This is a genomic window from Clostridium sp. HGF2, from assembly GCF_964240115.1.
Lineage (GTDB): Bacteria > Bacillota_I > Bacilli_A > Erysipelotrichales > Erysipelotrichaceae > Clostridium_AQ > Clostridium_AQ innocuum.
In genome coordinates, this window is the sequence record NZ_CAXSSO010000004.1 from 129,813 (window position 1) to 144,347 (window position 14,535).

General features: G+C 40.4%; 13 protein-coding genes. 1 reads left to right on the top strand and 12 read right to left on the bottom strand.

Features of this window, described 5'->3' with window-relative positions:
* From ACESPQ_RS08865 to bsh, 3 genes are all read right to left on the bottom strand, one after another.
* Positions 1–1,700, bottom strand: a 1,700-nt coding sequence (locus ACESPQ_RS08865) for a VWA domain-containing protein (protein ID WP_373144270.1), incomplete at its 3' end; no start/stop codon positions are given.
* Between the two features lie 160 nt (positions 1,701–1,860).
* Complete coding sequence (locus ACESPQ_RS08870) at positions 1,861–2,472, bottom strand: recombinase family protein (protein ID WP_002610666.1); 612 nt, start codon at positions 2,470–2,472, stop codon at positions 1,861–1,863.
* Between the two features lie 887 nt (positions 2,473–3,359).
* Positions 3,360–4,316, bottom strand: a complete 957-nt coding sequence (gene bsh / locus ACESPQ_RS08875) for a choloylglycine hydrolase (protein WP_109770646.1) — start codon at positions 4,314–4,316, stop codon at positions 3,360–3,362.
* A gap of 935 nt (positions 4,317–5,251) precedes the next feature.
* Between bsh and ACESPQ_RS08880 the strand changes: the two genes are divergently transcribed.
* Positions 5,252–6,601, top strand: a complete 1,350-nt coding sequence (locus ACESPQ_RS08880) for a recombinase family protein (protein WP_109770647.1) — start codon at positions 5,252–5,254, stop codon at positions 6,599–6,601.
* 659 nt (positions 6,602–7,260) lie between these two features.
* Here the strand turns inward: ACESPQ_RS08880 and ACESPQ_RS08885 are convergent.
* From ACESPQ_RS08885 to ACESPQ_RS08925, 9 genes are all read right to left on the bottom strand, one after another.
* On the bottom strand, positions 7,261–7,512 hold the full coding sequence (locus tag ACESPQ_RS08885; RefSeq protein WP_109770648.1) for a hypothetical protein: 252 nt from the start codon (positions 7,510–7,512) through the stop codon (positions 7,261–7,263).
* 360 nt (positions 7,513–7,872) lie between these two features.
* Positions 7,873–9,582, bottom strand: a complete 1,710-nt coding sequence (locus ACESPQ_RS08890; RefSeq protein ID WP_002610659.1) for an oleate hydratase — start codon at positions 9,580–9,582, stop codon at positions 7,873–7,875.
* Between the two features lie 151 nt (positions 9,583–9,733).
* Positions 9,734–10,798: a type IV pilus twitching motility protein PilT gene (locus ACESPQ_RS08895; RefSeq protein WP_002610657.1), complete on the bottom strand. Its 1,065-nt coding sequence runs from the start codon at positions 10,796–10,798 to the stop codon at positions 9,734–9,736.
* Positions 10,798–11,220, bottom strand: coding sequence for a hypothetical protein (locus ACESPQ_RS08900; protein ID WP_002610656.1), 423 nt, complete (start codon positions 11,218–11,220; stop codon positions 10,798–10,800). The genes ACESPQ_RS08895 and ACESPQ_RS08900 overlap by 1 nt, the downstream gene beginning before the upstream one ends.
* Positions 11,217–11,618, bottom strand: a complete 402-nt coding sequence (locus ACESPQ_RS08905; protein ID WP_373144273.1) for a hypothetical protein — start codon at positions 11,616–11,618, stop codon at positions 11,217–11,219. Before ACESPQ_RS08905 ends, ACESPQ_RS08900 begins: the two co-directional genes overlap by 4 nt.
* Positions 11,619–11,630: 12 nt before the next feature.
* Entirely contained in the window at positions 11,631–12,092 is a 462-nt protein-coding gene (locus tag ACESPQ_RS08910; RefSeq protein ID WP_002610652.1) for a DUF4860 domain-containing protein, read from the bottom strand.
* A complete protein-coding gene (locus ACESPQ_RS08915) occupies positions 12,089–12,400 on the bottom strand; it encodes a hypothetical protein (RefSeq protein WP_224721023.1) in 312 nt (103 codons plus the stop codon). The genes ACESPQ_RS08910 and ACESPQ_RS08915 overlap by 4 nt, the downstream gene beginning before the upstream one ends.
* Positions 12,400–13,431 (bottom strand): type II secretion system F family protein, encoded by a 1,032-nt coding sequence (locus ACESPQ_RS08920; RefSeq protein WP_109770649.1) that lies wholly within the window; start codon positions 13,429–13,431, stop codon positions 12,400–12,402. The genes ACESPQ_RS08915 and ACESPQ_RS08920 overlap by 1 nt, the downstream gene beginning before the upstream one ends.
* Positions 13,432–13,443: 12 nt before the next feature.
* Entirely contained in the window at positions 13,444–14,361 is a 918-nt protein-coding gene (locus ACESPQ_RS08925; RefSeq protein ID WP_002610647.1) for a transglutaminase-like domain-containing protein, read from the bottom strand.
* Between the last annotated feature and the right edge of the window lie 174 nt (positions 14,362–14,535).

Here is a 14,535-nt window from a genome sequence, read left to right on the forward strand (position 1 = left end):
GTGGACGCTCCTTCACTGTCTGTTACTTTATATGTAACTTCATATGTTCCGGCTTTTGTCATGTCTACTGTATTCTTGACGATCTCGATCTTAGCTGTAAGGTCGCCATCTTCCTTGTCAGTAGCTGCCACATCCTTCTTTGGATCAAATGTGTCTCCTACTATAAGTGTTTTATCTTCTGCGTTGATTTCAGGGACTTTGTTTAATGGCTCCATCCTTTTCTTCCATGTTGCTACATATGTCGTAGAAGCGCTCACAGTCTCACTGATTTCAGGTGTCCATCCGGTAAAGAGATATCCGGTTCTTTCCGGAGTCCCTTTGAAGGAAGGCGTTTCAGCTCCATAGACCAGATCAGTCGTAATCTGATTTTCAAACACTTCTTCATCCTCTACTCCATCTGTATATGTTACAGTATAACGCGTTTTGACACCTTGTCCTGCCGGAATAGGAAAATAAACTTTTTCCCCATCTGCCAGTGTGATATATGTTTTTCCATTGAGTGGATACCATTTTCCTTCATCGAAATCAATAGCATCTGCATTCAAGGTCACTTTATAAGTTAATCGATACGTATAATATTTTTTATTTCCCTCAGTGGATTCTTCTGCATTCTCAAGCTTCCATGTAAAACCTTCTTCATCTTGTACGATCGATTCGGGTAATCCACTTACTGAAACGAATGGCGCAGAACCATCGAATACAGATAATCCTTTACCGTCAAGACCGCTCGTGATCGTTTCTGTAATCGCCTTAAACGCATCCACCAGATCATCAGAATCATCTGCATCATAAGCATTCTTCATTTCACTGGCAATATTTTTTTTTAAATATGCAGAGACTGTTGGTCCTCCCTGATAGGTCATTTCACGACTCGCACCGTAACAGATCGTATAGACAGTTGATTTGCCTTTGAGTGTTTTTGCTTCAGCAGCAGTAGCGTCGTTGATCGTTTCACTTCCTTTATCTCCGTCACCACCTACATGATATCTGGTGTTGGAGATGGTTACATGTGTATAAAAGATACAATTGATATCAGAGGTACAGTTCTTCAAATAATAAGTTGGTGCACCATCTGTCAGTACGATCGTATTCTTGCTCTCAATATCCTGAATCGCAGTATCATCAAATAGTTGGCTAGCCTGTTTGATACCTGCGTGTAGATTTGTTCCGCCATCCGCATATAATTGATTTATAGCATTATCTGCAGACGCTTTCCCATCTGCAGATGAAACATCCGTCCAATTTAAGATAATATTCGTGTTAGTAGCAAAATTCACGATAGCGAGATAACGTCCACTATCCGGCTCATCTCCTGCATACTTTTTAACGAACTCCTTGGCTGTGTTCTTTGCATTTATCAATCGTTGATAATCTCCCATACTTCCTGATGTATCTATCACGAGGATCGTTGCAGATTTCTTCGTGAGCTTGCTTAGATTTTGTTCTGTTACGACTTCCAAAGTAATATCGTAAGTGTTGTCGTCGTTTTCACTTTTGACAGCTGTTTTGTTAACGGAATGGATACCTTCTGGTAATGCTTGATCCAATTCACCCTCAACCCAAGTATTAGACTCGTTATAATAGCCGTTTTTAACTGTATCAGCATCGTTCATTGCCATTAAATCAGTTGGCAAAAACGATAAGCATAGGATATATGTAAGAAAAATACTAAAAAGTTTACTCATTTTCAATTTTCGCATAATTTCCCTCCTTAAATTTATCAATAAGTAGACTTTTTGAAATAAGTTATAAAAATTATTTATGTATGCCGATATTCTTATTTAAAGATAAAAAAACACTGGTAAAATTTGTAAATTTGTTTTAATATAGATGAAGAGAGGAGGTGTCAAAAGGTCTACTTTATGACACTTTGCTTTTCATCCTATATTCTTTTAAGCGTCTATAAAAGGTTGCTTTACTTATTCCGCATACTTTTAACACCTCCTCTATCGGAAGTTTTTTCTTTTCCCATTCGGAAACGAGTTTTCCAAAATTATCTGGTAATGCTATTTCTGGTCTGCCAAATTTTATTCCTTTTTCTTTGGCAACGGCAATACCCTGAGCCTGTCTTTTCCTTATATTTTCACGCTCATTCTGTGCTACAAATGATAGTATCTGCAACACAAGGTCAGCAATGAAAGTTCCCATCAAATCTTTTCCATTTCGTGTGTCCAGTAAGGGCATATCGAGCACACATATATCGATTCCTTTCTCTTTAGTTAGAATTCTCCATTGTTCCTGTATATCCAGATAATTTCTGCCTAGACGGTCTATACTCAGAATATAAAGTAAATCGCCGTATTTTAATTTTTTAACAAGTCTTTTGTATTGCGGACGTTCAAAACTTTTTCCAGACTGTTTATCTATGAAAATATTACTAGGAACTACGTCTCTATGTGTTAACTCAACTATTTGTCGTTCCTCATTCTGATCTATACTTGAAACTCTTACATATCCATAACTTTGTGCCATACTTCTTGGTCCTCCTTTTTGATGTAGTAATATATGAAACACTAAAAATAAAAAAACACCTCACCATAAAAGTAAAGTGCTTCGTCAATAAATATTATATTGTTTACAAGGAAAGTTTTTTCAAAGGAAAAACAAAAGAAAAAAGCAAAATGTTCCATCAGAAAATAATTTACTTTTAGAAGACATTATAAAAAAGATGATTAAAAAGGTAAATCAGCAATATAAAATCAGATTTCTGTTTTTCAATTTCTTTCCTTTTTATTATACACAATCATAACGCCATTGCATCTCAGATATTCAAGCAGTTTTCGTGTTTTTTTCTTGTAATCGTAGGTTGCTAATTCATCAGCAATTTCGGCTTCAGCACACTTTTCATATCTTATTTAAGTTATTTGCTTTAAACATTCAGTTTCCATTATCATTGTATTCTCTCCTCAACTATCTAAAAACTCCATGTAATGGCCAAATAGACAAAGTGAAGTGTCATGATGAAATATATGTGTGATAAGAGCTCTCCAATTTTTCTTAAAAAGAGGAGCACGAATAAGCCTTTGTGTCATGACCTTCACAAGTGAAAGCAATTAACTGTATTCTAATGATATGCTAAAAAGAAGATGTGTTCTTAATCTCGCTCTCTTTCCGCAAACGCTGAAATATATAAACGGAGATTCCGACTATACCTTTGGGCAATACGGAAAAAAGAGCAAGAAAATAACCCACACATAACATGAAGAATATATGAGCTAAGATATTAAAATATTCAGTTATGGTAGTACATGGGGCACTGTTTAGTCGTTCTTGAGTTTTTGGTAAATTGCTTAAAACACTTCATACACAATCCCTCGTATAATAGCATATAACCATTACCTTCAAACAATGAATACAACCTAATTTTGAAAACTGATTATTTCTTTTTCCATCATTGGATAAGATATGATTTTATCAGAATCTAAATCTTCCTTAAACATATCCACACCTATAATTTGGTGTCCGTTATACGTTGTGTAATAATATATTCCATTATACAAGTCGCAACAAGAAGAATAGATGGTATATTCATATTCACCTTCACTCACCTCGCAAAGTCCCTTTTGCTGCTCTACTGATCCAAGGATATGAAAGAACTGACTCAAATCATTTTCGTCGCTTGTTGCATTGGATCGAGTAAAGGCAACACGAACAAATCGAGACGGACTTGATAAATCTCCAGGCAATCCAAATGCACCAAATCCGCGTGAATACGGGGCAAGATTTAAATCCTTTGAAAATGTATTTTCTGGTTGCTTATTGGTCAAATACATGTAGTCATTCAACCTAGAAATCTGTTCTTTAAATGGTGGATTGTTGGTTAAAACATGTGTAGGATTATCATATATATGCATACCATCTTTCATACATTCTATAACAATGCTGTCTGTGTCATCGCTAATCATATAATGCAATTGTGCAGGTGGAAGTTTACTGTTGAAGGCGGTATTCACTACATTAGTATGTTCAAGTAATTCCTTGACTTCTTTAATATTCGCACATTGAGACAATACCCATGGAATAAACTCAAAGGATGTAATGTTATCCCTTCCATCTACATGAGCATTAAAATATGTATTTCCGACAAAATTTAATCCTGCCATTCCTACTCCTTTTTCGTTTATGGCATCGTAGTATAATGGATAATCTCCTACAATATATGCCATACCTATTATAGCATAATGTTTTCCTTGTTTATTAGTATGGCGAAACTTAAAATTATAATTTCTGGGCGAAACGGTAATTTTCTCCCCATAGGAAAATTCGTAGTCTAAATTTCTTCCAAAAAATTGTTTAAATCTCAGTGCTGTACACATTGTTGATTCCTCCTTACGCTTAAGCTTAACATATTGAATTAGTACTGCTTACCAGAACTTCAGGGTAGATGAAGTCTAATTGTCTTGGATGCAATAAAATAATAAAACCTCTTTAATATAATGTGATTTTGAAGCCCTAGATTCTTCTTTTCTCAATTCTCCTCAACGTCATTCTGCTTACCATAATCATGTATATCAGCCATACTGACTTATTCTCTTACCATTGAGCGTCTTCCTGAAACACCAGAGGTAATCTAGCTTATGGCTAAGAAGATATGATTAAAAGTAGAGAAAATGGCACAGTCCAGACGGAGCCTGCAATTGTGTCAAAAAATATTTGTGATTTGAATATAAAAATGAAGCAGTTAATATTTCCAAATAACACACCCTATTTTTAAAATATAATGAATTGCTTTTTAATTTTTTTTGTTGTTTCATAAGATAAATCTCCTTTTAGTTCTAATCTCAATTTAAAAGCTGATTTACTACTAACAGGAATTGTTCTCCATAAAAGTTTTAATAACCAAAGGTGTGGTGGCATTAGTATTTACAATATTGTCATTTATATTCAAAGGTAACCAATTACATAAATCAACACTTGAATGGGACAAATATTTTTTGAAAATAGAATCTACTTTCAAAAGTATCTAATTTACTATTTTTACCCTGTCTCAAAGATGATTTGCTTGACATTTTTTCTTAATATTTGTATTATGATGATGTATTCCTTAGAATACACCTACTGGTTAGTTCAATCAAAGCATCCTTGTAGATTCATACGTGGATGCTTTTTTTGTCCTAAAAAGCAAATAAAGGGCGGAGATATATGGAATATAATTTTTCTCTTCATATGTCAAAGAAAGGAACTTTGACATATGAGATAAAAATCATCCTCAGAAAGTGTGTGATATTCTCACACGAAGGAGGAAAAAACTATGAAAGTATTTGGCTATGCCAGAAGAAGTTCGTCAGAAAAAAGTAAATCGAACTACAGCATAGAATCACAAAAACGTGTATGCAATGAGCTTGCTGCAAGAGATAACAGGACGATTGAAAAATGGTATATTGATGAAGGATATTCCGGAACAACCTTAAAGCGTCCTCACATGCAGGAAATGTTGAAGGCCATAGCTGCAGCGAATCAAGAAATAATCATCTATGTCTGGTTAGCATCCAGATTATCCAGAGATGCGAATCATTGCAACTCTCTTCGTTATGTTTTTAGCAAGTACAATGTCACCGTCATCTCTGATAATAGAGATTGGGCTAGTTTAGAAGATATCGAATTACATCCGGATAAGACGATCGGTCCACGAATCATTACACTTTCCGATGAAACAGAAGTGCATCGTGATCGTAAGAGAACACGTATAGGTCTAACCACATCAGCTTACAAAGGTAATTACACAAAAGGAGGAAAGACGCCACCTACCGGATATCTATTTAAGAATAATCCAGGTGAGAATGCTAAAGGAAGAAAAGTAGAAATCGATATTGCATATGTCGAAACGATGCTATATATCCTGACTCAGATTCATGATTACAAAAGATCATTGGACTCACTGGCAATCGAATTAAATTCCAAACAGGCTTGTGGAGTACACTGGTCTTATACAAAAATCTACAGAGCAGTCACGGATCCTATCATATATGGAAGACTCTTGACATCGTATGTTGACATACGAGATCATTCTCCGGCATATTGTTCACAGAAATATTACGAAGAGATACAGAAAATATTGCATGGGAGAAGGAAAGAATATCATTACAAATATCTATTCAAAAATCTAATCAAATGTGAAGACTGTGATTGCTGGTGTAGTGAGATTCCTACGATCCACTATCCGCGCAACGGAAATAGAAAAGGAAGAAGAGTCTATAAATATTATTATTGTCCTAGTTGTAAAAAGAGGATCAACGAACAGATCCTTTTAAATAAAATAATCCATCATATCAATGAAATTCTGGATGAGACTACGAATTTTGAAGTTGTAGAAGGTATCTCCAGAAGGATAGGCAAAATAGGGAAACGATTAAAATTCCTTGACTTTGAATATGAAGAGGGTTACCTCGATGATGATTCTTATATCGCAGAGCGCAAGAAACTGCTATCTAAGAAAAGGAATCTAGATAAGGATATGAAAAGATTGAGAAATAAAGCAATAAAAAAATTCAATGAGTATACATATTTAGAACAAAAACAGATCATCAAAAGATCATTCCTTTGTATTCATTTAGATTTAAATACCAAGACCATCATCAAAATTGAAAAATTAGAGAAGTGAATAACAGAAGGCAGATGTAGATATTGCCATTTTAATTTTTTGAAAAAAAGGTTTACAATTCTATATATAGGGTATAAAATGTAGTTGACCAGAGGTGTCGAGGTCGAGGAGATAATATTTTGTTTTATCATCCGTTCTCCCTCCATATATCAAATAAGTCGATAATTATCGGCTTTTTTTGTGCTTTTTGAAAACTTGATCAACTTTATGGCTGTACTGAAGAACACCTGCGTGTTTTGACAAAAGCGTAGCTTTCTTTACAGTTAAGGGTATTTCTTATTGCCCTTATAGGCTTCCGATTCTATAGCCTCTCAAAAATTACAGAGAACCCTACCGTTTTTTTATACAGAAATATGCAGCATAAGAGAAAGTGCGCAAATGCAGGCTGTCTACATGCTGCCATCGCTATCAATACGCTGATGCACATCTTATTTTATTCTTATATCGCAGAGCTTTAAGATCTAAACTCAAACTATTCTATCCCTCTAAGCGATATGTTCGCCCTTCAGAAAGCGTTTATAAAACAAAGGAGATGCCGTATAATACATTTGAAAATGGTGATAAGTAATCAGCGGGAGTCATGGAGCAAGCTTGATTTTCGCTTTTTCTTATCAGGATGTGCCTTATGAAAAAAACAAAGCGTATTCTTTTATCATAAATCATGGAATACTTTGCGGAATACCAGCAGCAGGTACCATCCTTTTTACGTTTTTCACCTCGAAATAGCCATGCGGTTCCCCGGACAGCATCGCATTATAAAAGTGTATGAATTCCGGTATGCTTCCTCTCTCTACCGTACCGGCTTTCACAATACTCATTGGCACTTCATACATAATCTGCGAAAGGTCAAAGTCTTCGCCGATCTGCGGTGGCAGCGTTAACCTGCATTCCTCAATATCAAAGGTATACATCAGCTGATCCTACTGCTGCCTCCCTTTTACTATATCGAATGTCTGCAGTATTGTATTGCAATGTTTAGGTAATCTGTAATTTATGGAGCTGCAGGACAATCACAAATGGCAAATTTCTCACAGCCATGTCTCTGCTTCTAAACATCAGAAGACCGATCTGGAGAAGGATTCTTAACAGATAAATCCCAGAATCATGAAAAAAGGATCCATATCATCGTAAAAAAGATGAAAGTGACCCTTTTTGTTTATCCTGTTGTTTTTTCGTCAAAGCAGGAAGAGATCTTCAGTAACCCCAATCTTCTGCAGGTTGTGCGAAAGCTTCAACTGCTGATAACTGCTTTCTAAACGTGTATGGACTTATCAGCGAAGCATTGTTTTTGCTGCGACTGCGAGAACCTTTGGATTTTTATGATACGGTGTCACCGGGCACAACTTCTTCTCAATACCAAGCAGTCCGTAAACTGCCATACGTGCTGCGCGTACAGAATATTCCTCCGTGAATACCATATCCTCCGGAATCTCCACAAATTGTGAAATCATGGCAAAATTGGTAGAGCCGCTTGGGATAACCAGCGGACGATCACTCATCGCTCTTGGCTGGAATTGTGAATCGATATACGGCATCATGCATGGGATGACGTTCACTACGGATTCCATGATATCCTTCGTATTCTCTTCAAAATGCAGATGGTGAATCAGCTCCATCAGGATTTCCTCACCGCTGCACTCCCGCATCGGTTTTTTCACGTAATCACCAAGCGCATCCGTATACAGGCCATAGCCCCAGAAAATTGTTGTATTGGCATCCTGTGCCTTGAAATGTGGCTGTGCTGCCACTACAATGGACATCAGCCAGCTGGAATCCTTAAAGGTCATAAGTGCACCACTGCCCGGAATATTGCCGGAGAATTGCTCAATCATTTTCAGCATCCTGTTCCCTTTCATCGTGACAGTGAAGCTCTCCCAGTTGGTCTCCTCCGGCTTACCAAAGAATGGCGTTGGATCGCCCAAAACCGGCTTCTTTTCTGCAACTCGTTTCCACAGCTGCGCTGAAATCGGATCCTTTGGTTCATAAGGTGCCGGTGTTTTAAAATCACCAAGCGTTGCACAATCTGTCATACAGCCATTTGTCATAATACATAAATCACTGTCCTCCAGATGGATGGTGCGCTGTTTTCCATTTTCCAAGAGATGAATATCTGTAACTGTTACACTGTCTTCCTTAAAATCCAGATCCTCGACAACAGCACGAATGCTGAAATCCACACCAAAGCCCTCCAGATATACCTTTAACGGAAGAATCACAGATTCATACTGGTTGTATGGTGTTCTGGTTACTCCCTCAAGCGTTTCAATGCGTGGAAACTCCAGAATCATACGATTCATATACCGGCGGAATTCAAATGCACTAGACCATTTCTGAAAAGCAAAGGTTGTCTGCCACATATACCAGAAATTTGTAGTGAAGAAATGCGGACTATCCTTAAACCACTGTTCAATGGTTACATCATCCAGCTTTTCTTCCGGTGTTGCAAGCAGCTTTGTCATCAGAAAGCGGTCGGTATTGTTAAACTGCATGCTGCGCACATCCTGAATCACGCCATAACGATCCACCAGTCTTGCCTGCGCATGCGTTGGATGCAGGTGATCAAAATTCAATATTTCTTCGGTCACACTTTTTCCCGGCCAGTCCAGAGAAGGAATGGAGGAAAACAAGTCCCAGAAATTCTCATAGGTTTCCTCATTCAGCATTCTGCCCCCGCGGCAGACAAACCCATTCTGCATCGTCCCTGCACCGTCATTGCTTCCGCCAAGGATGCTCATCCCTTCCATGATATGAATATTCTCTCCATGAAAGCCGCCATCCTGAATAAGGTAAGCCGCTGCCGATAAGGAAGCCAGACCGCCGCCAATCAGATAGGCCTGCCGTTCCCCTTCTCTTCCGCTGCTCACCATGCTCTGGGCACTCTGTTCGCGTTTCTTCGTAACATGACGCACTGCCGTTGCTGCTGCAATACCCGCTGCAGCAGCCGCTGCACCTGCAGCAAGTTTCTTTGTCTGTCTCTTCATACAAATCTCCTCCTATGTTTTGATATACATATGCTACTTCTATCTGGTTTCAGTATAGCGCGTTTTCATGCCTGTGTATTTATACAGTTTTAATACTTTGTCTGTTTTCCTTTAGTATATGAAAAAAAGCGAAAGCCATGCGCCTTCGCCGTCACATATTTAACTTTTTACGCATGCGTTCCGAGTTACTCGCATACATCAGTGCAGCTTCCTTATCAATTCTGCCCTCTTCATACAGCTTCATAAGACTCTCATCCATGGTTATCATGCCCTGATCCCTTCCTGCAATCATGGAATTTTCCAGCTGATGAATTTTTCCTTCCCTGATTTGCGTACGAATCGCCGGATTGACAATCATAATTTCAAAAACAGGTATGATACCCCCATCTGTGGCCGGCACCAGCTGTTCACTGATAACAGCATGCAGCGTCATGGACAGCTGTACGCGAATCTGCTGCTGCTGTTCACTTGGAAATACATCAATCATGCGGTCAATGGTATTGGCTGCCCCCATGGTATGAAGGGTCGATAAAATTAAATGTCCGGTCTCTGCGGCAGTAACTGCCGTATTGATCGTCTCAAGATCCCGCATTTCTCCAACCAGTATGACCTCCGGGGCTTCCCGCAGGGCAGAACGCAGCGCGTTTAAATAATCCTGTGTATCGTGATACACCTCCCGCTGAGAAACAATACTTTTTTTATGGGCGTGCAGATATTCAATCGGATCTTCTATCGTTATGATATGTACGTTGCGGCTTTCGTTGATTTTATCAATGATGCAGGCGAGCGTCGTTGATTTTCCGCACCCAGCCGGCCCGCTTACCAGAATCATTCCCTTTTTCACCGCCGCAAGAGATGTGATGACCTGTGGTATATTCAATTCAACAGGATCGGGAAGTTCAAAGCGGACAACGCGCAGAACCGCTGCCTGCGAATTTCTCTGCAGATAGACATTGCAGCGAAACCGCCCGACATCCGGTATGGAAAAGGAAAAATCATCATCCTTTTTTTTGAGAAAATCCTCATAGGTATTCTGCAGCGCATACTGATAAATTTCCTGAATCAGCTGAGCTGTGTCATTGGGCATCAGCCTGGTTTCCTGCATGGAGTGAATTTCTCCATTGATTTTAAAGGCATATGGATGCCCTGCTACTAAAAATATATCCGAAGCATCCCTTGCGATTGCTTCCTTCAGCATCTGTTCGATTGTCACCATCACAGTGCATCTCCCTTCGTAATTGTTTTCCATGCTTTTATATGAACAGCACTTCCCTGCTTCTGCAATCTCAGCTGCAGCTGCTGTGCATCCTGAACCGGTATTGTCACAAGCAGCTCATCCTGCTCCCAATCCGTTTTCATCGCATATTCCTGCAGCAGCGACTGCACCCTGCTTTGTTTCAGACTTTGCTGCAGGGTTTGCTTTGGATACTGCCGGAGTTCATCAATCAGCAGCTGTGCTCCCGCATCACTTTTGGCAACTGCCTCCTGATACAGCTTCTCTCGCTGTGCAATTTTTTCGTTTTGTAATGAGCGTGTGTACGAAAGTACTGACAAGATCATCATACACAAAACGACGAAAATCATGAAGATACTGGATGCTCCCAGACCAATCTGCACGCCGCGCTTTTCAAGCTTCATTTTTGAACGCCCCCTTCCAGCAGAAAGGGAAGACGTACAAGCTCTTTGTCATCGCGGTAAATACAAAGCTCACAAAGTGCCCGACCACTTTTTTCAACCGCTTTCTTCTGTTCAATTTCAACCCGATAATATCCTGCCTGCGAAGATGACCGGTTTCCGTTCTCATCCAAGTAAAAGATTTTCTTCTGCATTGCCTGCTGTACCTGGGGAATCTTTCGCTGTGCCACCAGATTTTCTCCATATTGCAGCGCATTCCGCGTATCTGCAGCCAGATTATTTTTATCCTTTGCCGTTCCCAAAACGAGCACACAAACCGCACTCGCCAGGGTAAAGAAGAAAAGCACAAAGATGAGCTCCATCAGAAACGATATCGATTTATTTGCATGATTCTCCCGCATAGCGCTTCCTCCTTACTCACTCTTCAGCTCCATCATCATACGGCTGGCTTTCCCCTGCTCATCGTGGATGCTCACTTGCAGCAGACCTCCATTTTCCTGTGCTTCAAAGTCATAAACGGTAAACAGTGATGTCCCTGCAGAAAGCATCGGCTTCACTTCCTCACTCGCATACAGCTCCCGCAGCTTTCCCTCATATTCATATATATAGGTAACAGTACGTTCTTTCTTATCGTGTATTACAATCGCATCCGTGTCCTCCAGCTGTCTCACAGATACGGCCCCGTCTTCGTCCGCACTTCTGATTTTTGCGCGTAGATATGCCAGGGGTGTATGCATACGCTCGACCTCTTCCCCCTGCTTAATGATAGCCTGATAGCTTCCGGCCTGAAACAGAAGCACCAGAAACGCACAGATTACAAATACAGTAAATAACGATAGAGAGAACAAAATATCAATGGAATGTCGTTGTCTCATGGCTGTTCACTCCTTGGATACACATCCGTATCCGGCATGATATTTGCCCCGATGTAATGATAGCGGATGCGATAGGCATCCTCCTGTATATACAAACCATAGTGCTGCTTCAGATACTCCAGCGACTGGGGGTATGCGCCCTCGATACTGTAGCATTCCAGTGCTGCCTTCTGAATTGCCTCCTTAGCACGCTGTGCATCCTCCCTGCTGAGTCCGCTGTCAGCTGTCGAAAATCCGTAATAGAGCATGACCAGGATTCCCATGAACATAAAAAGCTGCAGACCCAGCATTTTTTTCTTATGTTTCATCATCCGATGGATGACATAATGCTCATCAGCGGCAGCATGACAGAGAGCAGAATGATTCCTACGATTACAGATAAAACAATCACAATGACAGGTTCAATGGTATTCAGGAAGGTTGAGATACTGGTATCCACATCCTTCTCGTACAGGGTGCTCACCTTCTGCATGACCTCATCACTTTTCCCGCTGTGAAAGCCGGTGATGATCATACTCGCATATACTCCCTGATAAAGCGCCTGCTCGCGCAGACATTGCGAAAAGCTTTTCCCCTCCAGCATATCACTGCGGCAGGCATCAATTTTCTTTTGAACCGCCTCATCCCCGACAACATCTCTAAGATACCCCAGCGCCTCCTCCATTTCATACCCGCTCGTAATGAACAGCGACAGGGCATAGGTCATTTTCGCCATGACCATGTTATGGTAGAGCTGCTTTGTCATAAACAGATGGGAAAGGAACGATTTTCCTCCTGATTTTCTAAAGGTCACTGCAAGTAGAATCCCCCCCAGCAGGAACAGTGTCAGTATGATAAAGGAGGCTGTGGCAAACAGCTGTCCAAAGCGCATCATGGAGACGACCGTCCCCTGAAGGGCAGCTCCCATATGCAAAAGAACCTTTTCAAATATCGGCAGAACCTTCCATACGATAATGCCGACTACCGCCCACATCATCAATAACAGAATCGAGGGATAGGTCAGTGCCTCCTTCAAGGATTGCTTCAGGTCACTGCTGCGCTCATAATATAGCGCCAGCTCCTTCATAACATTATCGAGATGACCGCTGATTTCCCCGATTTCAACCATTTTCTTGGCATACGTGTCGAAATACGGAGCCTCTTCCAGCGCCGCGCTGAAGGAACCCACGACATGTACCTTTTCCAGCAGACATCCGGCTGCCTCCTTCATATGCGGATTCTCCGTATCGTCCCCTATGATTTCCAGCCCCTCCTCGACAGATAGTCCGCCTGCGAGAATCATCGACATCTGGGTACATAAATCAAACATTTCCTCAGAGCGTAATGTTGTATGTGTCATACCGTTTTCCTCCTAGTAGTAATACTTATCTTCATAGTCATCTTCATAATCAATGTCACTGGCATCAAAGGTTGGATCCATACGGCTCCATTTCTTTGCATGCAGCAGAATATCGGGATTGATCCATCCCTTTCCCTCAATATATACCTCAACCCAGGCATGATATTCAATCGTGGTATTTCCCGTTACCAGTCTGGTTGGAATCTGCTGGCTGCGCAGCATCGCCGCAAGCAGAGCCGCATAATCAAAGCATATCCCTTTTTTGCTTTCCAGTGTTTCATCCACGACAGGAAGCACATAAATATCCTCTACTTCCTTCGCCTTTTTGGAATCATAGCTGATGTTATCCACAACATAATTATACAGTGTTGCAATCCGCTTCAATACGGTATCATCATCCTTCGTCAGATCAAAGGCTTTTTTTACAGCTGCTGTATGACTGTCATAGTTCACCGTCTGATTTGGATATAAAAACGGTATCCGCTCATTTTCAAGCTTGACATCCACTGACAGGGTCAATGTGATCGTATAGGTTTTCCCGGAACGATTTTCGAGTACCTTTACCAGATATGTTCCGCTTCCCTGCTCAAAGGGAAAGGTTTCATATTCGTTTTCCTTTGTAAAATCATATGCGATGTTTCCTACACCGTCCTTGGTTATCTGGAGGCGCATCCTTTTTTCAGGCTTGTGCAAAAGCTTGGCCTGCAGATATCCGCTGCTTGTATTGCTGTAATCGATTTGTACCAGTCCGCTGGAATCCACAGCCACCTGCTCTCCGGGGCTGCTGGGCAGATGAAGCTCAGACATTTTCGGACTCGGTGATGGTTCATATTCGCTTGGATACTTCTTACCGTCTTCCTTGCCTGCACAACCGCTGATCAGCAGCAGAGCTGTCAGAAAGCATAGAAAACGTCTGAATTTCATGCTCATACCGCTCTCTCCTTGTTTTGATTATTATAGCATTCTTTTCATCAGGAGAAAAGCTTTCTTACCATATGCCCACAATGAGAAAAGCAGGAGGCAGAAAGTAAAACAGAAACAACTATCTGCATACAGCAAAAAGCTATATTCGCTACCAGAATACAGCTCGTTCCAATTTTCATT

Excerpts from the sequence above, each read along its gene's own strand:
- ACESPQ_RS08925 (WP_002610647.1), bottom strand. The coding sequence starts at position 14,361 with ATGAGCATGAAATTCAGACGTTTTCTATGCTTTCTGACAGCTCTGCTG.
- ACESPQ_RS08880 (WP_109770647.1), top strand. The coding sequence starts at position 5,252 with ATGAAAGTATTTGGCTATGCCAGAAGAAGTTCGTCAGAAAAAAGTAAA.
- ACESPQ_RS08905 (WP_373144273.1), bottom strand. The coding sequence starts at position 11,618 with ATGCGGGAGAATCATGCAAATAAATCGATATCGTTTCTGATGGAGCTC.
- ACESPQ_RS08890 (WP_002610659.1), bottom strand. The coding sequence starts at position 9,582 with ATGAAGAGACAGACAAAGAAACTTGCTGCAGGTGCAGCGGCTGCTGCA.
- ACESPQ_RS08885 (WP_109770648.1), bottom strand. The coding sequence starts at position 7,512 with ATGTATACCTTTGATATTGAGGAATGCAGGTTAACGCTGCCACCGCAG.
- bsh (WP_109770646.1), bottom strand. The coding sequence starts at position 4,316 with ATGTGTACAGCACTGAGATTTAAACAATTTTTTGGAAGAAATTTAGAC.
- ACESPQ_RS08900 (WP_002610656.1), bottom strand. The coding sequence starts at position 11,220 with ATGAAGCTTGAAAAGCGCGGCGTGCAGATTGGTCTGGGAGCATCCAGT.
- ACESPQ_RS08910 (WP_002610652.1), bottom strand. The coding sequence starts at position 12,092 with ATGAGACAACGACATTCCATTGATATTTTGTTCTCTCTATCGTTATTT.
- ACESPQ_RS08895 (WP_002610657.1), bottom strand. The coding sequence starts at position 10,798 with ATGGTGACAATCGAACAGATGCTGAAGGAAGCAATCGCAAGGGATGCT.
- ACESPQ_RS08915 (WP_224721023.1), bottom strand. The coding sequence starts at position 12,400 with ATGAAACATAAGAAAAAAATGCTGGGTCTGCAGCTTTTTATGTTCATG.
- ACESPQ_RS08920 (WP_109770649.1), bottom strand. The coding sequence starts at position 13,431 with ATGACACATACAACATTACGCTCTGAGGAAATGTTTGATTTATGTACC.
- ACESPQ_RS08870 (WP_002610666.1), bottom strand. The coding sequence starts at position 2,472 with ATGGCACAAAGTTATGGATATGTAAGAGTTTCAAGTATAGATCAGAAT.